Origin of the sequence: Pseudomonas sp. LJDD11 (genome assembly GCF_024584215.1) — a bacterium.
In the GTDB taxonomy this organism is placed as follows: domain Bacteria; phylum Pseudomonadota; class Gammaproteobacteria; order Pseudomonadales; family Pseudomonadaceae; genus Aquipseudomonas.
In genome coordinates this window covers 1-23,887 of record NZ_JANJFL010000034.1, presented here as the reverse complement: position 1 = coordinate 23,887, position 23,887 = coordinate 1, and the positions used below count along the sequence as shown (strand labels likewise).

The 23,887-nt window shown below is 62.3% G+C and carries 21 protein-coding genes; 13 read left to right on the top strand and 8 right to left on the bottom strand.

The genetic code is table 11. From position 1 onward, the window contains the following. The first annotated feature begins 12 nt into the window (after window positions 1-12). The gene (locus tag NRB16_RS26415; RefSeq protein ID WP_045485781.1) at window positions 13-426 is read left to right on the top strand and encodes a DoxX family protein; all 414 of its coding nucleotides are present in this window, start codon (window positions 13-15) and stop codon (window positions 424-426) included. On the opposite strand, the gene NRB16_RS26410 is transcribed toward NRB16_RS26415, so the two are convergent. From NRB16_RS26410 to NRB16_RS26390, 5 genes are all read right to left on the bottom strand, one after another. Then, the gene (locus NRB16_RS26410; RefSeq protein WP_257107320.1) at window positions 417-1,913 is read right to left on the bottom strand and encodes a methyl-accepting chemotaxis protein; all 1,497 of its coding nucleotides are present in this window, start codon (window positions 1,911-1,913) and stop codon (window positions 417-419) included. The genes NRB16_RS26415 and NRB16_RS26410 overlap by 10 nt on opposite strands. Window positions 1,914-2,158: 245 nt before the next feature. Next, a complete protein-coding gene (locus NRB16_RS26405; RefSeq protein ID WP_257107319.1) occupies window positions 2,159-3,442 on the bottom strand; it encodes an OprD family porin in 1,284 nt (427 codons plus the stop codon). Between the two features lie 241 nt (window positions 3,443-3,683). Further along, a complete protein-coding gene (locus tag NRB16_RS26400; RefSeq protein WP_253142730.1) occupies window positions 3,684-3,887 on the bottom strand; it encodes a hypothetical protein in 204 nt (67 codons plus the stop codon). 201 nt (window positions 3,888-4,088) lie between these two features. Further along, a complete protein-coding gene (gene aguA / locus NRB16_RS26395) occupies window positions 4,089-5,201 on the bottom strand; it encodes an agmatine deiminase (RefSeq protein ID WP_253142729.1) in 1,113 nt (370 codons plus the stop codon). A 488-nt stretch (window positions 5,202-5,689) separates the two neighbouring features. After that, window positions 5,690-8,602, bottom strand: coding sequence for an aminotransferase (locus NRB16_RS26390; RefSeq protein WP_257107318.1), 2,913 nt, complete (start codon window positions 8,600-8,602; stop codon window positions 5,690-5,692). A 259-nt stretch (window positions 8,603-8,861) separates the two neighbouring features. Here NRB16_RS26390 and rfbB point away from each other — a divergent pair, with 259 nt between their 5' ends. From rfbB to NRB16_RS26355, 7 genes are all read left to right on the top strand, one after another. Continuing rightward, window positions 8,862-9,944, top strand: a complete 1,083-nt coding sequence (gene rfbB / locus NRB16_RS26385) for a dTDP-glucose 4,6-dehydratase (protein WP_253142727.1) — start codon at window positions 8,862-8,864, stop codon at window positions 9,942-9,944. After that, the gene (gene rfbA, locus NRB16_RS26380) at window positions 9,941-10,816 is read left to right on the top strand and encodes a glucose-1-phosphate thymidylyltransferase RfbA (RefSeq protein ID WP_045485762.1); all 876 of its coding nucleotides are present in this window, start codon (window positions 9,941-9,943) and stop codon (window positions 10,814-10,816) included. Before rfbB ends, rfbA begins: the two co-directional genes overlap by 4 nt. Further along, entirely contained in the window at window positions 10,813-11,361 is a 549-nt protein-coding gene (gene rfbC / locus NRB16_RS26375; protein WP_257107317.1) for a dTDP-4-dehydrorhamnose 3,5-epimerase, read from the top strand. Before rfbA ends, rfbC begins: the two co-directional genes overlap by 4 nt. Beyond that, window positions 11,358-12,233 carry a dTDP-4-dehydrorhamnose reductase gene (rfbD, locus tag NRB16_RS26370; protein WP_257107316.1) on the top strand — a complete coding sequence of 292 codons (876 nt, stop codon included), beginning with the start codon at window positions 11,358-11,360 and terminating at the stop codon, window positions 12,231-12,233. Before rfbC ends, rfbD begins: the two co-directional genes overlap by 4 nt. Window positions 12,234-12,297: 64 nt before the next feature. Continuing rightward, a complete protein-coding gene (locus NRB16_RS26365) occupies window positions 12,298-14,112 on the top strand; it encodes an ATP-binding protein (RefSeq protein WP_045485753.1) in 1,815 nt (604 codons plus the stop codon). Beyond that, window positions 14,109-15,494 (top strand): sigma-54 dependent transcriptional regulator, encoded by a 1,386-nt coding sequence (locus NRB16_RS26360; protein ID WP_045485750.1) that lies wholly within the window; start codon window positions 14,109-14,111, stop codon window positions 15,492-15,494. Before NRB16_RS26365 ends, NRB16_RS26360 begins: the two co-directional genes overlap by 4 nt. Next, window positions 15,491-15,949 (top strand): YiiD C-terminal domain-containing protein, encoded by a 459-nt coding sequence (locus NRB16_RS26355; RefSeq protein ID WP_253142723.1) that lies wholly within the window; start codon window positions 15,491-15,493, stop codon window positions 15,947-15,949. Before NRB16_RS26360 ends, NRB16_RS26355 begins: the two co-directional genes overlap by 4 nt. Before the next feature lie 101 nt (window positions 15,950-16,050). Here the strand turns inward: NRB16_RS26355 and cysQ are convergent, their stop codons facing one another. Beyond that, window positions 16,051-16,893, bottom strand: coding sequence for a 3'(2'),5'-bisphosphate nucleotidase CysQ (gene cysQ / locus NRB16_RS26350; RefSeq protein WP_045485744.1), 843 nt, complete (start codon window positions 16,891-16,893; stop codon window positions 16,051-16,053). Further along, the gene (nudE, locus tag NRB16_RS26345; protein ID WP_045485741.1) at window positions 16,890-17,456 is read right to left on the bottom strand and encodes an ADP compounds hydrolase NudE; all 567 of its coding nucleotides are present in this window, start codon (window positions 17,454-17,456) and stop codon (window positions 16,890-16,892) included. Before nudE ends, cysQ begins: the two co-directional genes overlap by 4 nt. A gap of 91 nt (window positions 17,457-17,547) precedes the next feature. Here nudE and yrfG point away from each other — a divergent pair, with 91 nt between their 5' ends. Next, window positions 17,548-18,219, top strand: coding sequence for a GMP/IMP nucleotidase (yrfG, locus tag NRB16_RS26340; RefSeq protein ID WP_045485738.1), 672 nt, complete (start codon window positions 17,548-17,550; stop codon window positions 18,217-18,219). Window positions 18,220-18,324: 105 nt separating this feature from the next. Here the strand turns inward: yrfG and lysM are convergent, their stop codons facing one another. Continuing rightward, window positions 18,325-18,783 carry a peptidoglycan-binding protein LysM gene (lysM, locus tag NRB16_RS26335; protein WP_253142722.1) on the bottom strand — a complete coding sequence of 153 codons (459 nt, stop codon included), beginning with the start codon at window positions 18,781-18,783 and terminating at the stop codon, window positions 18,325-18,327. A gap of 157 nt (window positions 18,784-18,940) precedes the next feature. Here lysM and NRB16_RS26330 point away from each other — a divergent pair, with 157 nt between their 5' ends. The 4 genes from NRB16_RS26330 to NRB16_RS26315 all read left to right on the top strand — a co-directional run. After that, window positions 18,941-19,834: a LysR family transcriptional regulator gene (locus tag NRB16_RS26330; protein WP_253142721.1), complete on the top strand. Its 894-nt coding sequence runs from the start codon at window positions 18,941-18,943 to the stop codon at window positions 19,832-19,834. A 165-nt stretch (window positions 19,835-19,999) separates the two neighbouring features. Further along, window positions 20,000-20,839: a formate dehydrogenase accessory sulfurtransferase FdhD gene (gene fdhD, locus NRB16_RS26325; protein WP_045485728.1), complete on the top strand. Its 840-nt coding sequence runs from the start codon at window positions 20,000-20,002 to the stop codon at window positions 20,837-20,839. Continuing rightward, window positions 20,836-23,169: an FdhF/YdeP family oxidoreductase gene (locus NRB16_RS26320; RefSeq protein ID WP_257107315.1), complete on the top strand. Its 2,334-nt coding sequence runs from the start codon at window positions 20,836-20,838 to the stop codon at window positions 23,167-23,169. The genes fdhD and NRB16_RS26320 overlap by 4 nt, the downstream gene beginning before the upstream one ends. A 346-nt stretch (window positions 23,170-23,515) precedes the next feature. Next, window positions 23,516-23,887 (top strand): glycine zipper domain-containing protein (locus NRB16_RS26315; protein ID WP_257107314.1); only part of this gene is annotated, 372 nt, incomplete at its 3' end.

The window sequence follows — 23,887 nt, the reverse complement described above, 5'->3', positions numbered from 1 at the left end:
CGAGTGCCTGCCATGCCCCTGCCCCGACTCTCCAGCCAGGCTGCGGCCCGGTTGCTGGACCTTGGTTTGCTGTTGATGCGGGTGTGCGCCGCATTGTTGATGCTCAAGCTCCATGGCCTGCCCAAGCTGCTCAACTGGAGTAGCGAGCTGCAACACATCGACGACCCGCTGGGCCTCGGCCCGCACATAACCCTGCTGGCAGCGCTGTTCGCCCAGCTGCTGTGCCCGCTGTTGATCGCTCTGGGCATCGCCACCCGCCTGGCCTGCCTGCCGATCCTGTTCCTGCTGCTGGTGGCCTTGCTGGTGGTGCACCCGGACTGGAGCCTGGAACAAGGCCAGTTCGGCTGGCTGTTCGTGACTCTGTTTGCCGGGCTGGCACTGACCGGGCCGGGTGCGCTGGTGGTGAGGTTGCCCGGTCAGCGCTGAAAGGTCTGCCCCAGACTTTCCAGGCGCATCGCCAGCGGCGGCAGGCGCTGGCTGCTCTGGGCCAGGACGCTGATATTGTCGGCGGTGTATTCGGCAATGTCCTGCACCGCAATCAGCTGTTTAGCAATGGTCTGGCCCAGGCAAGAGTGCTCGTCGGTGGTGGCGGCGATCAGACCGTTGAGTTCGCTGATCGAGCCAATGCCGACGCCCACGGCCTTGAGTGATTCAGCCGCACGCTGGCTGTCCTGCACACAGCGGTCCACACCCTGGCGGCTGCCCTGCATGGCCGTGGCCGCTTGACGGCTGTCCTGCTGCAGGCCACTGATGATGCCCTGAATTTCCTGGGTCGAAACCGCCGTGCGCTGGGCCAGGCTGCGCACCTCATCAGCCACTACGGCAAAACCCCGGCCCTGCTCGCCGGCCCGCGCCGCCTCGATGGCCGCGTTAAGCGCCAGCAGGTTGGTCTGCTCGGCAATGCTGCTGATCACATCCAGCACCGTGCCGATCTGTTGAGACTGGCTGGCCAGGGCCTGAACGGTCTGGTCGGTCTGACTGATCGAGGTGGCCAGTTCGAGAATCTCGCGCTGCGCCCGGTCTACGCTGGCGCGACATTCGGCCACTTGTTCACGGGCATCGCCGGCCTGTTGCACAGCCTGCCCCACATGCACAGAGATATCGCTGATGCCCTCGCCCATGCGCTGCATGGCGTCGGTCATCCGGGCAATCTCGGTCAGCTGTTGTTTGGCGCCGCTCTCCAGCGAGGTGCTGGCCTGGGCCAGGTCGTTACCCAGCTTGCCCAGCCCTTGGGTGTCACGCACCACACCCTCGACCATCCCGCTCAGTTGTTGCAGGAAGCTCTCGAAACGCTGAACCAGCGGTACATGCAGACGGTTGCGCGACACACCGGCGTCGCCGGAGGTCAGTTTTGATGCGGTAACCAGCATCTTGTCGAGCATGTCCTGGCTTTCTGTGGCTTCGGCATGGATGTGACGGGCCAGGTACATCAGGATCACGGTTTCGACCACCACATACAGGGCATGCACCATAACCGCGCCCCAGCCACCATTGTGGTGCATGACGTACACCGGGAAACCGGCGTGATGCAGGGCATGAAACAGCACATGGTGCACCGCAATAATCAGTGCCGCTGCCAGAATCGGCAGCCAGTCGCGGTAAACCGTCAACACCGCCAACAGCACGAAGATGCCGAAATGGACTTCGATCATGCCGCGGGCCTGGTTGATATGAAGGGCCGCCAGGACCATGAAGCCCACCGCAAAGCAGCAGCGGAGCAAGCGGGTGCCGCTCAGGCTTCTGTGCATGACGCTCAGCAGCAGCGCGACCCCGCCCCCCACGACAATCGCCTGGCCAAAGGTGTCATACCAGAACGCCAGGCCCAGTGAGGTGGCAAACAACAGCCAGACCAGGCTGAGCATGATGCGGTCAGCCTTACAGTAGTAATCGTGAAAACGTGGAGCACCCGTCATGCCTACTCTCCCGACTTCATCACCTAAGATCAGATGCGGCCAAAAACGGCCGCAAACGCCTGACCATTCCATCGGCATGCCAGCCTGTGAGAATAGCGCAGGCCGGCCCCTTGGATATGTCAGCGCGCCATCAGTCGTCGTTTTTCGCCGATAAGGTCGTTTTCATATTCAGGCCACCAACAACAAGGCCCGCAAAAAGCGGGCCTTATTGTTACGCGATGTAGTTACGCGACTAAACGCTCTTCTTAGAAGACGTTGATCGGGTAATCAACGAAGATTCGCGTTTCGTTACCTTCGCGGTTGTAGCCTTTGGCATCTTCGGACACGCGCAGGAACGAGTTACGCAGACGCAGCGACAGGTCCTTGGCTGGACCGCTCTGCACCACGTAGGTCAGCTGGCTGAAGATTTCACGCTCTTCGCCACGACCATCGTGCACGCCGTCGTCGATGTTGGTGCCACGCACGTAGGCGGTCTTGTAGCTCAGGCCAGGCAGCACCAGACCGGACAGGTCGACGCCGTAGGCCACTTGCCAGGAACGCTCGTCCTTGCCGTTGAAGTCCGACCAGTAGGAGTTGGCCAGGTAGATGGAGTTGCCGCCATCGCCATAAGAACCGGCACTCTTGTAGCCGCCGTAGTCGTAGCCGGTTTCACCGCTGCTGCGCTGGTGCGCCAGGGTGAAGCTGTGGATACCGACAGCCCAGGTAGCCGCCAGGCTCCAGATCTTGTTGTCACGCGCGTCATCGGCCGCCGCGTAGTCACGATCCAGTTTGGTCTTGTAGCCGTTGAAGTCCAGAGTCAGCGACTGGTCTTGCGGCAGCGCGAACACGTAGTTCAGGTTCACGTATTGCTTCTTGCCCGAGTCTTCGTTGTCGGCAGCGTAGTAAGCCGCGCTGAAGGCGTCGTTGAACTTGTACTTGGCACCCCAGACATTGATGCTTTTCAGGCCGCCGCTGTCATGGCCAGTGGCGCTCTTGCGCACTTCGCTGGTGAAGCGACCGGCAACCACTTCCAGGTTTTCGATTTCCTGGGAAGTGATGTAAGTACCGGTGAAGCTCTCTGGCAGCAGACGACCGTTGTCGTAGCTCAGGACCGGCAGCGCTGGCTGTTGGTCGCCGTACTTGATCACGGTATTGGAGATCCGCGCCTTGACCGCAGCACCAAAGCGGGCCAGGTCATCAGCGGCCTGACCGCTGTCGCCTTGCTTGAAGAAGTCGATACCACCTGCGCCGCTACGGCCTTTTCCGCCGTCCAGACGCACGGCGTAGTAACCGAATGCATCAACACCCACACCCACGGTGCCTTGGGTGAAGCCGGAGGTGAAGGTACCCATGAACGCCTGGCCCCACTCGGCCGGGTCCTGAGCGCTGCTCGGCGTGTCTTTGTAATCGCGATTGATATAAGCGTTACGCAGATTCAGGGTCAGATGGCTGTCTTCGACGAACCCCTTGGAATCGGCCTGGCTTTGCGCCATGACCTGAGTGGCGCTGAGAACGCCCAGTGCGAGTACGCCAATACGTTTGTTAAGCATCTTGTTTTCCCTATGTGCGATTGAATAACGCGCTGTGGCCGCAACCCCCCCTCGGGTTGCTCTGGGCTTTTCAGGGATCGATATCGACCTGCTGAAAACCGCACGAAATCATCGCAGTGGACTACTGATGCATTTACATGACGACTGACCACAGCCGCTGGGGGCAGGATGCTAGTCCTGCGCCGCCGGGGTGTCAAACGCGCAAAGGCTTGTTCCAGAGCCATTAAAGCGTAAATGAGAATCAGTCTTTAAGAATGGCAAGCAACTCTTGCAGCTCTGCTTCGCTGAACAAGCCATGTGGATAACGCTGTAACAGCATTGTCATCCGGGCATCGGGCTCGGGTTTGGCAACCCGGGTCAGGCGCAACCAGTCAGCCATGATCTGTCGAGCCTCGCTACTGGCAGAAAGACCCCGCGTCGAGTACGGGTTGATACCTGCGTTCATAGTGGGACAACCTCTTGGTTCATGAGCGGGCAAATTTACGGGGGCTTTGTTACAGCCAAGCGAATCGCCCAGCCGCCCATCCGAATAATGGCCATTTGGTTTGGAGCCAAATGTGACCGCGTATTACTCACAAAAAGCCCATCCGAGGATGGGCTTCTCTCACCAAAAGCACAGCAAAAACAGGACCAACTCGCGTGCGACTCAGGCGTCCTGGTAGCGTGGAGCCGGCTGCTGCTGGGTCAGGCAGTGAATATTGCCCCCGCCAAGCAGCAGTTCACGGCCCGGCACCATGACCACTTCGTGTTCCGGAAATACACGCTGGAGAATTTCCAGCGCGGTGGCGTCCAGCGGGTCGTCGAACGCGGGGGCAATGATGCCGCCATTGACGATCAGGAAGTTCACGTAGGAGCCGGCCAGCCGCACCGAAGGATCGCGCTCCTGGCTACCGTGCACCTTATCGACACCCGCGCACTCTTCGGCAGTGGCAAAAAGCGGCCCAGGAATCGGCATCTTGTGCACGACGAACGCTCTGCCACGAGCATCACGGCTGTTCTCCAAGACCTGCAAGGCAGCCTGGCAACGGGGGTAGTTGGGGTCTTGCGGATCGTCGGTCCAGGCCAGCAGCACTTCGCCCGGACGGACGTAGCAGCAGAAGTTATCCACATGGCCGTCGGTTTCATCGTTGAACAACCCGTCGGGCAGCCAGATGACTTTGTCGACCCCGAGGTTGTCGCTCAGTACCGCCTCGATCTGCTCGCGGTTCAGGTGCGGGTTACGGTTGCGGTTGAGCAGGCACTCTTCGGTGGTCAGTACCGTGCCTTCGCCGTCGACATGAATCGAGCCGCCTTCGAGCACGAAGCCCGGCGTGACGTAGCGTGCACTGCGCTCGATACCGAGGATCTTGCCGGCCACTTGCGAGTCGCGGTTCCATGGCCAGTAAAGGCCACCGTCGAAGCCGCCCCAGGCGTTAAAGTCCCAATCGACGCCACGCACTTCGCCGTGCTGGTTGATGACGAAGGTCGGGCCGGTGTCACGTACCCAGGCGTCGTCGTTACTGATCTCTACAACCCTGATGTTGGGTACATCCAGAGAGGCCACGGCGTTGTCGTATTGCGCGGCTGAAACGCCGACGGTGACGGGTTCGAAGCGGGCGATGGCTTTGGCCAGTTCGACATGCGCGGCCTGCACCGGTTTGCCGCCCAGGCGCCAGTTATCGGGGCGCTCGGGCCAGATCATCCAGACCTGGGTTTGCGCGGCCCATTCGGCGGGCATGTGGAAGCCGTCGGCGCGGGGGGTGCTGTTGAGTGTGGTCATGGTTATCAGGACTCCAGAGAACCGTCGAAGTTCGAGGGTTTTATCACCATAGCAAGAGCGCCATGACAATCTGAGCGTCTTTATAGCCGATAAAAATCGGATTTAAAATGAATTAAGTAACAATTTATATATCTACTGCGAATTTTTACCGATATAAATCGATAAAACAAACGTGCGTTGGAGGAGCGGCTTTAGCCGCGAAGATCTTTCGCTCTGGGTAAGGATCATTGCCGCGGTTGCCTGCGCTGCCGGTTCCGCCCCGACGGGCGGGTTACTTTGGTTATGGTGTATGGACCGGGGGCCGGCGCCCAATGCCCCATCCATGGGGCGGGCGCCTGAACCGGCATCCATGCCGGTTCTCCCCCTACGCAACACCTCCATTCGGCCTGCGCCAATCGTCGCGTTTGGCGGTGTCTGTGATAACCCGGCTCAAAGAGCAAAAGCTCAAACAGCGGCAGCGGCAGCGGCAGCGGCAGCGGCAGCAACAATCATTCCAGTTCGCGCAGGACTCTGGAAACGCTGTCGACGAAGAAGTCGACGCTTTGCCGGGTGGTGCACATAGGGGGTTTGATTTTGAGGATGTTGAGGTAGTCGCCGGTCGGTTGCATGAAGATGCCCAGCTCGCGCAGGCGATCGCACAGGTAGGCGGTTTCTTCGCTGGCGGGTTCCAGGGTCTGTGGGTCGCGAACCAGTTCCACACCCAGGTAGAAGCCCATGCCATGCACGGCGCCGACCAGCGGATGTTTATCGGTCAGCGCTTGCAGCCGGGCCTTGAAGTGGGCGCCTGTGGTGCGGGCGTTGTCCCAGAGTTTTTCCTGTTCCAGTACGTCGAGTACGGCCATGCCGATCCGGCAACTGACCGGGCTGCCACCGGCCGATGAGAAGAAATAGCCTTCGGCTTCCAGCGCCTCGGCGATCTCGCGGCGGGTGATCACGGCGCCCAGCGGATGGCCGTTACCCATGCCCTTGGCCAGGGTAATGATGTCCGGCACCACACCCTGCTCTTCGAATCCCCAGAAGTACTCACCCAAGCGGCCATAGCCGACCTGGACTTCGTCGGCAATGGTCACCCCGCCACGCTCGCGCACTTGCTGGTAGACCTGCTGCAAGTAACCCGGTGGCAGGGGGATGCCGCCGGCGTTGCCATACACCGGTTCGCAGATGAAACCGGCCACCTGGCGGCCCTGCTCGTCCAGCCTGGCCAGGGTCTGTTCGACATCGCGTACGTAGTCGGCGGTACTGGCAGGGCCACGAAACGGACCACGATAGGTATTGGGCGCCGTCACCGGGTGCACCCAGTCCGGGCGGGTGGTCAGCGCTTGCGGGTTGTCAGCAATCGAGGTGGAGATCGCGTCGGTGGCCACTGACCAGCCGTGGTAGGCCTCCAGCACGCTAAGCATGTCGCGCCCGCCGCTAAAGGCCCAGGCCAGGCGGATCGCCAGGTCGTTGGCTTCAGTGCCGCTATTGACCAGAAATACCCGGTCCATACCCGGCGGCGCCAGTTTGAGCAGGCGCTCGGAGAATTCGGCAATCGCGGCATAGTGAAAGCGCGAGTTGGTATTGAGCATTGACCACTGGCGCGCCGCCTCACGGGCCATGCGCGGGTGACCATGGCCCAGCACCGCCACGTTGTTGAGCATGTCCAGATACGAGCGGCCCTGCATGTCGATCAGGTGGTTGCGCCAGCCACGCTCGATCTGCGGCGGGGCCTGATAGTAGTGTTTTTGTGAGCGGGCAAAGCTGGCATCGCGGCGCGCCAGCAATGCCGCCGGGTCCGGCAACGGCGCGGCATCACAGGCAAAGCCCAGCAGCCCCGCCGGCGACGGGCACAGGTGGCGCCAGGCCGCAGCCCAGCCGGGGGTGGCAAACAATGGCGCATTGATGCCGGGCTCGCTGCACAGTTGCAGCAACAGGATGCCATCACAGGTGCCCAGCAACTGCCCGGCACTCAGTGAGGTGGCGCACGGCAGCGTACTGTTCACCCCCCACAGCCGCAGGCTGAAGCTTTCGCCGACCAGCACCAGCGCCGCATCGGCAGTCTGGCGCAGGGTGGCATCGAGCGGCGCGTGCAGCGGCGTACCGGCGGGCATGTGCAGTTCAACATGCAGAGCAAAGGTATCGGGTTCACGGGCGCTGTCGGGCAGGGTCCGCGACAGGCGGTATTCCCCATAACGGCTGGCGGCCAGCCCGACCTGGCGCGCGGTCAGGGCCAGTAATCGTTCGTCGATACCGTCCTGCTCCCAGTTGCCGGCCTCGAAGTGCTCGCTGAGCACGCCCAGGTCCACGCTGCAGAAGCCCTGCCCGGCCAGGCTCGGCAGCAACGGCCGCCAGGCAGGTTGCGGCAACGGCTCGATCGCAACGCCAACCGCAGCGAGAATCGCCGCTTCCATCAACGCCATGGGCACCGAGGTGGCGACATCGAAAATCGCCCACTCGCCTTCCAGGTTGGCCTGGATGTAGTGGTTGCCCGGCTCGACGCTGGCCTGCTGTTCGCTGCTGAGCACCAGCACCGTTGCGCGGGCAACGATCAGTGGCCACAGCGCTTTGAGTTCCTCGACCCGCAACGGGTTGAGCGCGTGATAGGCGCGGATTGCCGGCAGGATATACAGCGGGTCGCCTTCGGCATGGTGCAGCAGTGCCGCACAGGTCACTGACAGGTCGGCCACCCGCCAGGTCGTGAGCAGGTCGCCGAAGTCGATCAACCCCTGCATCTGCCAGTGACGTTGCCCGTCGCGCGCCCAGACCACATTGTGTTCGGTGATATCCAGATGCACCGCTTGCAGCGCCAGAGCCGGGATCAGCGGTGTCAGGCGCTGCCGGGCCTGTTCAACGGCCTCGCGCAGGCAGACCCGTTCGTCGCCGTCCTCGATCACCGGCAGCAAGTGGCGGGCCAGCGCGTTGGCATGCCGCGGGTCCCACTGCAGGATGCGCTCCAGGCCCGGATGGCTGAAGTCTTGCAAAGCCAGATCGACCCTGGCACACAGCTCGCCCAGCGCGGTGACCACCTCAAGCCCCAGATAACCGGCGTTGCCCAGCGACTGGCCGTCGATGAATTCCAGCAGCCGGACATGCACCGCCTGCCCGGCCAGTTCCAGCGACAGCAACTGCTCGCCATTGAGGGCGCTGATCACCGCTGGCACGCGCATGCCTGGACGGCCGCTCAGATGCTTCAGGGCGGCGTGCTGGGCAGCCAGCTCCAGGGTGCTGTAGTCGCCGTGGCAGATCTTCAGCACATAGCGCCGGGTGCCGGTGTCGAGCAGCAGGTTGCAGTCCTGCTGGCTGCCCAACGCCTTGAGCGAGCCACTGAGGCCGTAATGCGTCTGCAGCAATGACAGGGCCTGGTCGACACCCACTTGCGGGCAGGGCAGGCTTGAGCGGCGGATCAGGGTGGCAAGCGGCATGCAACAACCTCGGCAGACAGATTCCGGGACAAACGACAACGCAGCAATCGCACCACTATAGAGTGAGCGCAGGATACCGCCCAGCACCCTGCGGTTTGGCGACGGCAGATTTATGGCATGTCTGACCCGGATCATCGAATATTTTCATCACCCCTGGCTGCCATCTTGCCTGATCCTGCTTGCGCACATGGGCACACACCCACAAGCTATGCTGCATAAACGTTCAATCGCCCCTTCATTAAGGAAGAAAGGCCAGCACATGCGAATACTCGTCACCGGCGGCGCAGGTTTTATCGGGTCAGCCCTGATCCGGCATCTGATCGACAACACCGGACATGAAGTCCTGAACCTCGACAAGCTGACCTACGCCGGCAACCTCGAATCCCTGACCTCGATTGCCAACAACACCCGCTACGAGTTCGTCCAGGCCGATATCGGCGATCAGGCGACCGTCAGCGCCGTACTGGAACGCTTCGCGCCCCACGCCATCATGCACCTGGCCGCCGAGTCGCATGTCGACCGCTCCATCGATGGCCCGGCCGAGTTCATCCAGACCAACATCGTCGGCACCTACAGCCTGCTTGAAGCGACCCGCAACTACTGGCTCAAGCTGTCGGCGGCCGAGCGTCAGGCGTTTCGCTTTCATCACATCTCCACCGACGAGGTGTACGGCGACCTGCATGGCGCCGATGACCTGTTCACTGAAACCACACCGTACGCGCCCAGCTCGCCCTATTCGGCGAGCAAGGCCGCCTCGGACCACCTGGTCCGCGCCTGGCAGCGCACTTACGGCCTGCCGGTGATCGTCACCAACTGTTCGAACAACTACGGGCCGTTTCACTTCCCGGAAAAGCTCATCCCGCTGATGATTCTCAACGCGTTGGCAGGCAAGCCGCTGCCGGTGTATGGCAACGGCCAGCAAGTGCGCGACTGGCTGTACGTCGAGGACCACGCCAGGGCGCTGTACAAGGTGGTGACCGAGGGCGTGGTCGGCGAGACCTACAATATCGGCGGCCACAACGAGCAGAAGAACATCGATGTGGTACAGGGCATCTGTGCCCTGCTCGAAGAGCTGGCACCGCAGCACCCCGCAGGCGTGACCCGCTATAGCGACCTGATCACCCATGTGGTGGACCGCCCAGGCCATGACCTGCGCTACGCCATCGACGCCAGCAAGATCGATAAACAACTGGGCTGGACCCCGGAAGAAACGTTCGAGTCCGGCCTGCGCAAGACCGTCACCTGGTACCTGGACAACCTCGAATGGTGCCGCCGGGTGCAGGACGGCAGCTATCAGGGCCAGCGACTCGGCTTTACTGACCACAAGGATCTTATTGCATGACCAAGGGAATCGTACTTGCCGGAGGCTCCGGAACACGTCTTCACCCGATCACCCTCGGCGTATCCAAGCAGTTGCTGCCGATCTACGACAAACCGATGATCTACTACCCGCTGTCGGTGCTGATGCTGGCCGGTATTCAAGACATTCTGATCATCTCCACGCCTCACGACCTGCCGCAGTACCGTAACCTGCTGGGTGACGGCAGCCAGTTCGGGGTCAATTTCCAGTACGCCGAACAAGCCAGGCCCGACGGGCTGGCCCAGGCCTTCCTGATTGGTGAGCAATTTATCGGCAACGACCCGGTGTGCCTGATCCTGGGCGACAACATTTTCCACGGCCAGCATTTCGGTGAGCAACTGCTCAAGGCCGCCGCACACACACAAGGCGCCACGGTGTTTGGCTACTGGGTCAATGACCCGGAGCGCTTCGGCGTGATCGACTTCGACGAAAGCGGCCGGGCCTTGTCCATCGAGGAAAAACCCAAGTCACCGAAATCCAGCTATGCCGTAACCGGCCTGTACTTCTACGACAACGACGTGATCCGCATCGCCAAGGCCGTCAAGCCGTCGCCACGCGGCGAGCTGGAGATCACCGACGTCAACAATGCCTACCTGCAACGCGGCGATCTGCGGGTCGAGCGTTTCGGCCGGGGTTTCGCCTGGCTCGACACCGGCACCCATGACAGCCTGCTCGACGCCTCGTCCTACGTACAGACGATCGAACACCGTCAGGGCCTGAAGGTCGCATGCCTTGAAGAGATCGCTTACCAGAACGGCTGGATCGACCGGACGCAGTTGCTTGAGCGTGCGCAGTACTTCGGCAAGACTGGTTACGGTCAATATCTGTTCAAGCTTGCAGGGGAAAACCAGTGAATGTGATTGCCACCCAGTTGCCCGAAGTGTTCATTCTCGAACCCAAGGTGTTCGGCGATGATCGGGGCTTCTTCTACGAGAGTTTCAATGCCAGAGCCTTTAGCGAAGCCACTGGCCTGAATCCGCAGTTCGTTCAGGACAATCATTCACGCTCGCAAAAGGGCGTGCTGCGCGGTCTGCATTATCAGATCGAGCACGCCCAGGGCAAACTGGTGCGCGTCACCGCAGGCGAGGTGCTCGATGTGGCGGTGGATATCCGCCGCAGTTCACCGACCTTTGGCCAGTGGGTTGCAGTACGCCTGTCGGGCAGCAATTTTCGCCAGTTGTGGATCCCTGAAGGCTTTGCCCACGGTTTCGTGGTGCTGAGCGAGTCGGCCGAGTTTCTGTATAAAACCACTGATTTTTATACCCCGGCGGCCGAGCGCTGCATTCGTTGGGACGATCCGGAGCTGGCCATCGACTGGCAACTGGAGGGGCTCAGCCCGCTGCTGTCGGCCAAGGATCAGCAGGGCAAGCGCCTGAGCGAGGCAGAACTGTTCGTATGAAAATTCTCATCACTGGCCAGCATGGCCAGGTTTCCCGGCATTTGCAGCACAGCCTGGCCGATCTCGGCGATCTACAGGTACTGGGCCGCGATGCGCTGGACCTGAGCCAGCCGGGCAATCTCGTGGCTCAGGTGCGGGCCTGGCAGCCCGGGCTGATCATCAATGCCGCAGCACATACCGCCGTCGATCAGGCTGAAAGCGAAACCGATCTGGCCCACACCATCAACGCCACCGCCCCCGGCCTGCTCGCCGAAGCGGCCACGCAACTGGGCGTGCCGCTGATCCACTATTCCACCGACTATGTATTCGACGGCAGCCACACCGCGCCGTACACCGAGCAGGATGCGCCCAATCCGCTCAGTGTTTACGGTGCCAGTAAACTGGCTGGCGAGCAGGCGATCCAGGCGGTTGGCGGCCAGCATCTGATTTTGCGCACCAGTTGGGTGTATTCGCAGTACGGTCGCAACTTCCTGCTGACCATGCAGAAGCTGCTGCAAGAACGTGAAGAACTGCGGGTGGTGGCCGACCAGGTAGGCGCGCCGACCTGGGCCGGGACCATCGCCCACAGCACCCGGCAACTGATCGAGCGCTGGCGCGACGGTCAGCCCGGTGCATGGGGTGTGTACCATCTGACCGCCAGTGGCGAAACCTCATGGTTCGGCTTTGCCCAAGCGATTGGCGCGCAACTGGCCGCTCAGGGCAAGCCCTGCGCCCGTCTGGAGCCGATCCCCACCAGCGCTTACCCGACCCCCGCCACCCGGCCACTGAACTCACGGCTCGACTGCAGCAAGCTGCAGCGTGAATGGGGCGTCAGCCAGCCGGACTGGCAGCAGGCATTACTGGAGTGCCTGAGTCAGCCACGGCAGGCATAATACGGGCTGATGCACCCGGCCATGCGCAGGGTGCAAAACCAGCCTTTGAAGACGCCAGTAGACGATGACCCACACTCCCGCTCCCGCACGTCGCCCCCGCTGGCGCAGCCTCGCTCTTGTGGCGATATGCCTGGCGCCGCTGCTCTGGCCGCTGGAGCATCTGGCCGAGCGCTACTACCACAATGAGCTGACCAGCCAGAACCGTCAGACCCTGGCCCTGTATGTGGCCAACCTGCTTGCCACCCTGCACCGCTACGAATCCCTGCCGCCAATCCTCGGCGATCTGCCAGCGTTGCGCGCGGCCCTGAGCACCCCGGCCGACCTCAACGCCATCGACGGTGCCAACCATGCGCTGCGCGAGGTCACCCAGCAGACCGGTGCTGACGTCATCTATCTGATGAACAAGGACGGCCGTACCCTCGCTTCGTCGAACTTCGACCAGCGCGACAGCTTCGTCGGGCGCAACTTCTCGTTCCGGCCGTATTTCAATGAAGCCCTGGCGGGCAAGCTGGGGCGGTTTTTCGGGCTGGGCACCACGTCGGCCAAGCGCGGTTACTTCTTTGCCGCGCCAGTGCGTGAAGGCAGCGAAGTGGTGGGCGTCCTGGTGATCAAGGTAGACCTCGACTACACCGAGTCGCTGTGGGGCAAAACCCCGGTGCAACTGCTGCTCACTGACCAGAACGGCGTGGTGATTCTGACCTCCAACCCCGAGTGGCGCTTCCATGCCACCCGGCCGCTGAGCGAGCAGGAAAAAACCGCGATCGGCGCCATCCAGCCCTACCCGACCCGCGAGCCACGCCCACTCAAGCTCGATGAACGGGCCTGGCTGACCCAGACTCAAGAGATCGAAGAAACCGGCTGGACCGCCAATGTACTGGCCCCCAAGGTACTGATCGACCGTCCGGTGCGGACCTTTGTCGCGGTGGGCGGCGCGACGCTGCTGGTGCTGATGCTGCTGCTCAGCCTGATGATGCAACGCCGCCGCCACTACCTGGATCGCCTGGCCTTCGAGAGCAAGGCGCGCCGTGAGCTGGAACAGAGGGTAATGGAGCGTACCAGTGATCTGGAAGGCCTCAACAGCCGCTTGCGTCAGGAAGTGCTGGAGCGCGAACAGGCCCAGCAGGAACTGGTTCGCGCCCAGGACGAACTGGTCCAGGCCGGCAAACTGTCAGCGTTGGGCACCATGTCAGCGAGTATCAGCCATGAGCTCAATCAGCCGCTGGCGGCAATCCGCACCTATGCCGACAACGCCGAAATCCTCCTTGACCATCAGCGCACCGATGACGCGCGCAGCAACCTCAAGCTGATCGGCGAGCTGACCGGGCGCATGGCCTCGATCATCGCCCACCTGCGCGCGTTCGCCCGGCGCGATGCCCACGCCCCGGAAAGCGTTGCCCTGCAACCGGCGCTGGAAGATGCCCTGGCCCTGCTGGCCAAGCGCAGGCGGGCCATGGACGTGGAACTGATTCGTGACCTGCCGGCCGCCACGCTGTGGGTCCAGGCCGGTGAAACCCGGTTGCGCCAGGTGCTGGGCAACCTGCTGGCCAATGCGCTGGACGCCCTGACCGAGAAAGGCCCGCCGCGCAAGCTGTGGATCAGTGCCGAGTCCACCGCCGAGGGCGTCAACCTGTACATTCGCGACAATGGCCCCGGTTTTTCCCAGGAAGCACTGGCCCGTGCCCGTGAGCCGTTCTTCACCACCAAGACCAGCACCCAGGGGCTGGGCCTGGGCCTGGCGATCTGCGATACCCTGATGCGTGCCCTGGGCGGTGAACTGCTGATGGCCAACCACACCACTGGCGGCGCGCTGATTACCCTGCGCCTGCGCTGCGGCGTCTCCGGCGCCAACCTTCAACCTCCCGAGGATCTTTCTGCATGAGTCCGGACACCGCCATCGACAGCCAGGTACAAGTGGTGCTGATCGACGACGACTCGTTTCTGCGCCAGGCCCTGAAGCAGACCCTGGACCTGGCCGGCCTGAAGGTGCTGAGCCTGTCCGAGGCCACCGGCCTGGCCAGCCGCATCAGCCGTGACTGGCCCGGCGTAGTCATCAGTGATATCCGCATGAGTGGCATGGACGGCATGGAACTGCTGGCCCAGTTGCATGAACAGGACCCCGAATTGCCGGTGCTGTTGATCACCGGTCACGGCGACGTGCCGCTGGCGGTCAAGGCCATGCGCGCCGGGGCCTATGACTTTCTCGAAAAGCCCTTCCCCAGCGATGCCATGCTCGACAGCGTGCGCCGCGCCCTGGCCCTGCGCCAACTGGTGCTGGACAACCGCAGCCTGCGCGTGGCTTTGAGCGACCGCCAGCAACTGAGCACCCGTCTGGTCGGCCAGTCGGCCTCGATGTTGCGCCTGCGCGAGCAGATCGGCGCCCTCGCCGCGACCCGTGCCGACGTCTTGATTCTTGGCGAGACCGGTGCGGGCAAGGAGGTCGTGGCGCGCGCCCTGCATGATTTGTCGAGCCGACGCAGCGGGCCTTTCGTGGCGATCAACGCCGGGGCGCTGGCCGAGTCGGTGGTCGAAAGCGAACTGTTCGGCCATGAAGCCGGTGCCTTTACCGGGGCGCAGAAGCGCCGCATCGGCAAGTTCGAGTTCGCCAATGGCGGCACGGTGTTTCTCGATGAAATCGAAAGCATGAGCATGGACGTGCAAGTCAAGCTGCTGCGCCTGCTACAAGAACGCGCCGTCGAGCGCATGGGCAGCAACCAGTTGATCCCGCTGGATATCCGGGTCATCGCTGCGACCAAAGAAGACCTGCGCCAGTCCGCCGATCAGGGGCGGTTTCGCGCTGACCTGTATTACCGGCTCAACGTGGCCTCATTGCGCATTCCACCGCTGCGTGAGCGCGGTGAAGACGTGCTGATGCTGTTCGAACACTTCGCCGACGGCGCCAGCCAGCGTCATGGCATTGCCAAGCGCGAACTGGGGCCGGGGCAACGCGCCTTGCTGCTGCGCCACAACTGGCCGGGCAATGTGCGCGAGCTGCAAAACGCTGCCGAGCGCTTTGCGTTGGGCCTGGAGCTGGAACTTGAAGGCATGACCCGCCAGCAGGAGCCGGTCAACAGCGGTGGCCTGAGCGAGCAGGTCGAGCATTTCGAGCGCACCCTGATTGCTGCCGAACTGACCCGCCCGCACAGCTCGGTGCGCAGCCTGGCCGAAGCGCTGGGCCTGCCGCGCAAGACCCTGCATGACAAACTGCGCAAGCATGGCCTGACCTTTGGCGACAGCCAGACCTCACAGGATGACCACGAATGAACCCGGCAGCGGCCCTGGCCCTGGAACAGCTTCTGCACCACGACATCCCGCTGACCCGCGACATGGGCGTCAAGGTCATCGACTGGCAGGCGCATCGCCTGCGCCTGCATTTGCCGCTGGCTCCCAACGTCAACCACAAGAGCACGCTGTTTGGCGGCAGCCTGTATTGCGGCGCGGTGCTGGCCGGCTGGGGCTGGCTGCACCTGCGCCTGCGCGAAGCCGGTATCGAGGATGGGCATATCGTGATTCAGGACGGCCAGATCAGTTATCCGCTACCGGTGCGCAGCGACGCCGTGGCCTGCTGCACCGCCCCCGAACAGGCTGCCTGGGCGCGGTTTCTGACGACCTACCAACGCCGCGGCCGCGCCCGGCTAGAGCTGCATACGTTCATCAGTGAACAAGGCAGCGAGGCAGAAGCGGTGCGTTTTATCGGGCAATTTGTGGTGCATCGCTGAACGGCCGCTCAGCAAGCACGGAGCCTTGTAGGAGCAGCCGGGCGGCGATCCGTTTTAGCCGCGAAGGCTTCCCGGCTGAAGTCGGTCCTACGGGCGTGCCTTTAGCTGCGGGCCAGCTCCAGCAGGCGGGCGCGCCATGGGGCGTTGGCTGGCAGGGCGACGAAGAACGGGTTGAGCAGCGACTCGCGTGGCGGGTAGCTGAACGGCTCGCCATCAAGCTGCAACACCACACCGCCGGCACCTTCCAGCACGCCTTGTGCCGCAGCGGTGTCCCATTGCGAGGTCGGGGCCAGACGCGGGTAGCAGTCAGCGCTGCCTTCGGCCAGCAGGCAGAATTTCAGCGAGCTGCCGATATTGGTCAGTTGCAGCTCACCCAGCCCTTCGGCCAGACCATTGAGCAGTTGCTCCTGCTGCGCACTGGTGTGGCGGCGGCTGGCGACCACGGTGAACGGCTGGCCGGCGCCAGCGCTGTCACGGACCCCAATGGCCTCACACGGCCCGGCCACTTCGCTGCGCCACGCGCCAAGACCCGCACCGCCGAACCAGCAACGACCGTTGGTCGGCATCGACACCACCCCGAACACCACCCGGCCGCGTTCGATCAAGGCGACGTTGACGGTGAACTCTTCACTGCCGGCAATGAACTCCTTGGTGCCGTCCAGCGGATCGACCAGCCACCAGCGCTGCCAGTTGGCACGTTCAGCCTGGGGAATATCGGCATCTTCTTCGGACAACACATGAATGCTCGGGTCCAGAGCCTGCAAACCTTCGACCAGCACCTTGTGCGCCGCCAGATCGGCCACCGTGACCGGCGAATCATCAGCCTTGGCGGTGACCTCTACGCCGCTGCGCCAGTGTGGCAGGATCGCCTCACCGGCGCGCCGCGCCAGCTCCACGACCGGGGCCAATAGGGGATGGGGGAGGTTGTCAGGCAATTCGCTCATGGCAGGTAGAGTCCACGTTGGGTCAACAGATCACGGGCCAGGTACAGCGCGGCCAGGGCACGGCCTTCACTGAACCGGGGATTTTGCGCCAGGCTGGCCAGGTCACGCAGGTTGATTTTGTCGACGCGGATCGGCTCGGGCTCATCGCCCTCCAGACGCTCTTCATACAGATCGCTGGCCAGTACCACCTGAATTTTCTGGGTCATGTAGCCTGGCGACAGCGACAGTTCGGTCAGATGCTCCAGTTGCCGGGCACCAAAACCGGCTTCTTCCTTGAGCTCTCGGTTGGCAGCGGCCAATACATCTTCGCCGGGTTCGACCAGCCCTTTGGGCAGCGACAGTTCATACTCTTCAGTGCCGCCGCAGTATTCCTCGATCAGCAGCGCGTGATCGGCGTCGTACATCGCGACAATCATCACCGCGCCATGGCCGGTGCCGCGCCCTACCAGTCGCTCATAAGTTCGCTCGGCACCGTTGGCAAAACGCAACTGCACGGCTTCGACACGGAACAGACGGCTGCTGGCGACGATTTCTCGGGCAAGCACATCGGGTTTCTGGCGCATGACAGACTCCTTGGCAAGAGCGCAGTACTATACGTGGCTTTGCCCATGATCTGTGCCAGATCTTCCTTCAGTCGCCAACAGAGAAACCGGTATGCCTGACTTGCCCTGGAACGAGATCGACACCGTCCTGCTGGACATGGACGGCACGCTGCTGGACCTGCACTTCGACCAGCACTTCTGGATGCACCACCTGCCGCGGCGCTACGCCGAGCTGCATGGCATCAGCGAAGCCATGGCCTGGCTTGAGATCAAGCCGCTGTTTGTGGATAACGCCGGCACCCTGAACTGGTATTGCCTGGATTTCTGGAGCCGCGAGCTGAAACTGCCGATTCGTGAACTCAAGCTGGAGGTCGCCCACCTGATCGCGCTGCGCCCGGATGCGCAGACCTTTCTGGCCGCTATCCAGCGCGCCGGCAAACGGGTGATCATGATCACCAACGCCCACCGCGACTCGCTGTCGTTGAAGCTGGAACGCATTGAGCTGGCGCCCTACTTCGAGCGCCTGATCAGCTCTCACGACTACGGCTTTCCCAAGGAAAACCCGCAGTTCTGGGACGCTCTGCACGCCGACACAGCCTTCGACCCGGCGCGCAGCCTGTTCATCGACGACACCCTGCCAATCCTGCGCAGCGCCCGGGCCTACGGTGTTGCCCACTTGCTGGCGGTCAGTGAACCCGACAGCCAGCAGGGGCCGAAAAACACTGAAGAGTTCGCCGCCGTCGGTGACTACCTGGCACTGCTCGAAGGGCTCACAACGGCGTAGGAGCCGCTGCCCGGTCGGTCCCGACCCTGCCTTGAAATACAACGGGAACGACCCTGGTCGTGAAGGCGGCTGGACATTCAAAACAGTTCTACTGGTTAATGTCGCTCAGTTGGGGATCCGCAGAACCTGCCCCGGATAGATTTTATCCGGGTGGCTGAGCATGGGTTGGTTGGCTTCGAAGATCTTCTGGTACTGGTTCGGGTCACCATAGACGCGCTTGGCAATCTTGCTCAGGGTGTCGCCCGATACGACCGTCACGAAGTTCGCTTGAGCCCCTGGCGAGGGACTGCCGCTGACGGTGAGTTGGTCATCAACCTGCTCGATACCTGCGCAATTGCCCGCCGCCAGCGCGATCTTTTCTTTCTGTTCCTGATTCACCACATTGCCGGTCAACACGACCTTGCCATCTTGTACAGCGATATTAACGTTCGACTTATCCAGACCCAGTTCATCGAGGCGGTGTGCCAACTGCTCGGCAGTAGGCTGCTGGGCAGCGGCCTGGCCCGGCGTGATAAGGTCGACGAGTTTTTCGCCTGCACTTTTTACGAAATCAATAAGTCCCACGGGTCATCCTCCCTAACGGCTTGATTGACATCTGCCACAACAACGATAGTTGCCACAGGTGCCGGCAACGGTTGCGCCGACCAACGCAACCGGCTGTCTCAAAGCTGTTACGGATGCGTAGAATCGGTCGCCTGCCTGCCCACCGCCCGGAGTGAAGATGGACATCAAGCAACTGAAATTCCTGATTGCCCTCGACGAGACCCAGCACTTCGGACAGGCGGCTGCCCGCTGCAATATCACCCAGCCCACCCTGTCGATGCGCCTGCGCAATCTTGAGCAGGAACTGGAGCTGGAGCTGGTCAAGCGCGGCCAGCGTTTCGAAGGTTTTACCGCGCCGGGCGAACGGGTGCTGGCCTGGGCCCGCACGGTGCTGGCCGCCTATGACGGCTTGCAGGCAGAAGCTGCCGCCTGCCGTGGGCATCTGGTCGGCACGCTGCGCCTGGGCGTAGTGCCGCTGTCGAGCTTCGACCCGCTGCCCTTGCTGCAACGCATGCACCAACTGCACCCCAACTTGCAGTTCGTCCTGTCGTCGCTCAGTTCCGAACAGATCCTTGAGCAGTTGTCGAGCAACCAGATCGACCTGGGCGTGTCGTATTTCGAGCGGCTGGACGCCACCCGCTTCCAGGCCCTGCCGCTGAACGAAACCCATATGGGCCTGCTGTATGATCAGCGCCATTTCCAGTTTGGCGAACAACCCCTGAGCTGGGCCGACCTGATGGATCTGCCACTGGGCCTGCTGACCGGCAGCATGCATTTTCGCCAATCCATCGATCACAACTTCCAGAGCCGTGGCCTGCAACCGCAGCCGCTGTTGCAAACCGACGCCGTTCATCAGCTGATGCAGGCCGTCCAGGGCGGGCTGTGCTGCGCAATCATGCCGCTGGCCGGCGGCCTGGAAGATCTGGGCGACACCTTGCGCCTGCACCCCATCGAAGACGCCCGCACCCTGGCCCGGCTGGGCCTGATCATGCGTAACACCGCACCGCATTCGCCCTTGGCGCAGGTGTGTTTCCAACTGATGAGCACAGTTCTCGACTTGAGCGAAAAATAACCTGCTGACCAGGCTTGTGCGCCAGTGCACGGCCTAAGCGCAGAGCAGAAACTTGCTTGCGGCGCATTGATCGACGTCATCTATCACGGCATCAGAACTAGCGATTAGACGCAGTCCGACAACCGGCCTAGTCTTAGAGCTATCAATCTGCCGGTATACCAGCCCATGCACGCCAAACGCACGGTCAGCACGGCGTCGGCACAGGATGCACCTGCGCTCAGCGCCAGTAAGTCCTATCAGTACACCCACCTCGATGGCTTGCAGGCGGCCGAAACCGCGCTGGCCGAAGAAGTTGCGCTGGCCATTGCCTACAACGGCATCAGCCAGGCAGTGATGCTGGTCAGCCCGACCGACCTGGAAGACTTCATTGTCGGCTTCAGCCTGGGCAGCGGCATCATTGCGTCAAGCGACGAAATCTATGACTTCAGCCTCAGTGGCTGCGGCTCGGCCATGCAGGCCGAGGTCGAAATCGCCAGCCGGGCATTTTGGGCGCTCAAAGAGAATCGCCGCCAGATGGCCGGCACCACTGGCTGCGGGCTGTGCGGTGTCGAAGCGGTTGAGCAGGCGTTGCCGCAACTCGATGCCTTGGCCCCGGCACCGCTGCCACCGATTCACTGGCTGGACGGCTTGCGCCAGCGCATCAGCGACTTCCAGCCGCTGGGCAAGTCCAGCGGCGCGGTGCATGCCGCGCTGTTCATGAACAATCAGGGCCAATTGCTGCTCAGCCGCGAAGACATCGGCCGGCATAACGCTCTGGACAAACTTATCGGTGCACTGATCCGCCAGGACATTCCCCTGGCCGGTGGCGTGGCCGTCGTCACCAGCCGCTGCAGCCTGGAACTGATCCAGAAGGCATTGCGTGCAGGCATCCAGACCCTGGTCAGCCTGTCGTCGCCCACCGGCCTTGCCCTGCAATGGGCGCGCAGCCATAACCTCAACCTGATTCACCTGCCGCATCACAGTGCGCCGCGGGTCTACAGCCCTGCGATGGAGAACCGACCGTGACTCATCATCAAGCCGACAAGACACCGAAACCTGCCTACAAGCCGTACAAGGGTCCGGCCGGTGGCTGGGGCGCACTGATCAGCGTGACCCAAGCCTGGCTGGGCAGCGACAACGCGCTGAAGAACCTGCGCGCCATGCTCAAGACCAACCAGAACGGCGGCTTTGACTGCCCGGGCTGCGCCTGGGGCGACTCGCCGGAAAGCGGCATGGTCAAGTTCTGCGAAAACGGCGCCAAAGCGGTCAACTGGGAAGCCACCAAGCGCCGCGTCGACCCGGCGTTCTTCGCCCGCCACAGCGTCACGCAACTGCTGGAGCAGAGCGACTACTGGCTGGAGTATCAAGGCCGCCTGACCGAGCCGATGGTCTACGACCGCGAAACCGACCGCTACAAGCCTATCGCCTGGGACGACGCCTTTGCGCTGATCGCCAAACACCTGAACAACCTGCCCAACCAGAACATGGCCGAGTTCTATACCTCCGGCCGGGCCAGCAACGAAGCGGCTTATCTCTATCAATTGTTTGTGCGCGCCTACGGCACCAACAACTTCCCCGATTGCTCGAACATGTGCCACGAGGCCAGTGGCGTAGCCTTGTCGCAGGCCGTCGGCGTGGGTAAAGGCACAGTGACGTTCGACGACTTCGAACACGCCGACGCAATTTTCGTCTGGGGCCAGAACCCCGGCACCAACCACCCACGGATGCTTGACCCGCTGCGTGATGCAGTAAAACGCGGTGCCCAGGTGGTGGTGGTCAACCCGCTCAAAGAGCGTGGCCTGGAGCGTTTCCAGCACCCGCAGCACCCGGTGGAGATGCTGACCAACAGCGACAAGCCGACCAACACCGCGTTCTTCCGCCCGGCACTGGGCGGCGACATGGCCGTGCTGCGCGGCATGGCCAAGTTCCTGCGCCAGTGGGAGCGCGAGGCTCAGGACAACAACGCTGAGCCGGTTTTCGACCATACCTTCCTCAATGAGCACACCGACGGCGTGCTCGACTACCTGGCGGCCATCGATGCCACGTCGTGGGAATCGATCCTGGAGCAATCGGGCCTGCCGCTGGACGACATCGAGCGCGCCGCGCGCATGTACGTCAAAGGCAAGAACGTGATCATGTGCTGGGCGATGGGCATCACCCAGCACCGCCACTCGGTGGCGACCATTCAGGAAATCTCCAACCTGATGCTGCTGCGCGGCAACATTGGCAAGCCAGGCGCCGGCCTGTGCCCGGTACGCGGTCACAGTAACGTGCAAGGCGACCGCACCATGGGCATCAACGAGCGCCCGCCGAAGTTCCTGCTCGACGCGCTGGAGCAGCGCTTCCAGTTCAAGGTGCCGCGTGACAATGGCCATAACGTGGTCGAGGCCATCCACGCCATGGCCGAAGGTCGCGCCAAGGTGTTCATTGCCCTGGGCGGCAACTTCGCCCAGGCCACCCCGGACACCCCGCGTACCGCGGCGGCCCTGCAGAACTGCGACCTGACCGTACAGATCAGTACCAAGCTCAACCGCAGCCATTTGTTCCACGGCAAGGAGGCACTGATTCTGCCGTGCTACGGCCGCACCGATATCGACCAGCAGGCTAACGGCGCGCAAGCGGTTACCGTGGAAGACTCGTTCAGCATGGTCCACGCCTCGTTCGGCCAGTTGCAGCCGCTGTCCAAACACATGCGCTCAGAGCCCGCCATCATTGCTGGCATCGCCAACGCTACTCTGGGCAAAAAGCCGGTCGACTGGCTGTGGCTGATCGAAGACTACAGCCGCATCCGCGAGCTGATCGCCGATACCATTCCAGGCTTCAAGGACTTCAATACCCGGGTCGATAATCCGGGCGGTTTCTACCTGGGCAACTCGGCCGGCTCACGCCGCTGGAACACCGCCTCGGGCCGCGCCAACTTCAAGTCCAATGCCTTGCCGGGCAGCCTGATCGACGAGCGCGTGAGCAGCACCGGCCAGCAGCCGGACCTGATCCTGCAATCGATGCGCTCCCATGACCAGTACAACACCACCATCTACGGCCTGGATGACCGTTACCGGGGCGTGAAGGGCCAGCGTGACGTGGTGTTTGCCAATGAGGCAGACATCATTCGGCTGGGCTTCCAGCCCGGCCAGAAAGTGGACCTGATCTCGATCTGGGGTGACGACCACGAACGTCGTGTGCAGGGCTTTACCTTGCTGGCATTCGACATTCCAGCCGGTCAGGCTGCGGCTTACTATCCAGAGGTCAACCCGCTGGTACCCCTGGAAAGCGTCGGCGCCGGCAGCCACACGCCGACCTCGAAGTTTATTGCGATCCGGATCGAACGGGCCAGAGAAACGGCGCGGATTATCTGAGGTGATCAGGGCCGCTGTCATCAGCGGCCCTTTTTTGAAGACGTATAAACGCCTTTAAACAAGTTCATTCACTAGTTGGGAAATATATGTTAAAAATTATTTCCCAAGTGATTTTACTGCCTGCCACATCGTTTGCAATTATCTGACCCAACAGCGCGCAACGCCTGTATTAGCGGGTAAAAAGAGTGGCTACAAGCGGTCTATGACCGTTAAAAAACAACTAAGTTCCCTATACAAAACAACAGCTTAGTTATTTGTGCGCAGGTCGTGCTATTCGTCGGATTTGCGTTGCCTGAAGTAATTGTTAATTGCACGATCGCGCCGTCATCCCTATGAGATAGCCCACATGAAATTCTCCTCGGTTCTGTTGTTGTCACTTTCTCTCGTGACCGGTTCCGCCCTTGCCGGTGGCAACCTGGAAGCGGGCGTTGGCGGTGCATTGGGCGGGGTTCTTGGCTCAGTGGTCGGCCAGCAGATTGGCGGTAGCACCGGTGCGGCAATTGGCGCAGGCCTGGGTGGTGCCGCAGGCGGCGCGGTCGGCGCAGACCGCCGCAACCGGACTGAAGCCGCCATCGGCGGTGGCCTGGGCGCTGCAGGCGGCAACGTGATCGGCCGCAGCGTTGGCGGCAACACCGGCAGCCTGATCGGTGCCGCCGCCGGCGGGGGGGGCGGGGGGGGGCGGGGGGAGCAAATGGGGAAAGAGAAGGCCGCGGAGTGT

Bases quoted from the DNA above. Each gene is read 5' to 3' on its own strand.
- NRB16_RS26415 (WP_045485781.1), top strand. From the start codon at position 13: ATGCCCCTGCCCCGACTCTCCAGCCAGGCTGCGGCCCGGTTGCTGGAC.
- NRB16_RS26410 (WP_257107320.1), bottom strand. From the start codon at position 1,913: ATGACGGGTGCTCCACGTTTTCACGATTACTACTGTAAGGCTGACCGC.
- NRB16_RS26405 (WP_257107319.1), bottom strand. From the start codon at position 3,442: ATGCTTAACAAACGTATTGGCGTACTCGCACTGGGCGTTCTCAGCGCC.
- NRB16_RS26400 (WP_253142730.1), bottom strand. From the start codon at position 3,887: ATGAACGCAGGTATCAACCCGTACTCGACGCGGGGTCTTTCTGCCAGT.
- aguA (WP_253142729.1), bottom strand. From the start codon at position 5,201: ATGACCACACTCAACAGCACCCCCCGCGCCGACGGCTTCCACATGCCC.
- NRB16_RS26390 (WP_257107318.1), bottom strand. From the start codon at position 8,602: ATGCCGCTTGCCACCCTGATCCGCCGCTCAAGCCTGCCCTGCCCGCAA.
- rfbB (WP_253142727.1), top strand. From the start codon at position 8,862: ATGCGAATACTCGTCACCGGCGGCGCAGGTTTTATCGGGTCAGCCCTG.
- rfbA (WP_045485762.1), top strand. From the start codon at position 9,941: ATGACCAAGGGAATCGTACTTGCCGGAGGCTCCGGAACACGTCTTCAC.
- rfbD (WP_257107316.1), top strand. From the start codon at position 11,358: ATGAAAATTCTCATCACTGGCCAGCATGGCCAGGTTTCCCGGCATTTG.
- NRB16_RS26365 (WP_045485753.1), top strand. From the start codon at position 12,298: ATGACCCACACTCCCGCTCCCGCACGTCGCCCCCGCTGGCGCAGCCTC.
- NRB16_RS26360 (WP_045485750.1), top strand. From the start codon at position 14,109: ATGAGTCCGGACACCGCCATCGACAGCCAGGTACAAGTGGTGCTGATC.
- NRB16_RS26355 (WP_253142723.1), top strand. From the start codon at position 15,491: ATGAACCCGGCAGCGGCCCTGGCCCTGGAACAGCTTCTGCACCACGAC.
- cysQ (WP_045485744.1), bottom strand. From the start codon at position 16,893: ATGAGCGAATTGCCTGACAACCTCCCCCATCCCCTATTGGCCCCGGTC.
- nudE (WP_045485741.1), bottom strand. From the start codon at position 17,456: ATGCGCCAGAAACCCGATGTGCTTGCCCGAGAAATCGTCGCCAGCAGC.
- yrfG (WP_045485738.1), top strand. From the start codon at position 17,548: ATGCCTGACTTGCCCTGGAACGAGATCGACACCGTCCTGCTGGACATG.
- NRB16_RS26330 (WP_253142721.1), top strand. From the start codon at position 18,941: ATGGACATCAAGCAACTGAAATTCCTGATTGCCCTCGACGAGACCCAG.
- fdhD (WP_045485728.1), top strand. From the start codon at position 20,000: ATGCACGCCAAACGCACGGTCAGCACGGCGTCGGCACAGGATGCACCT.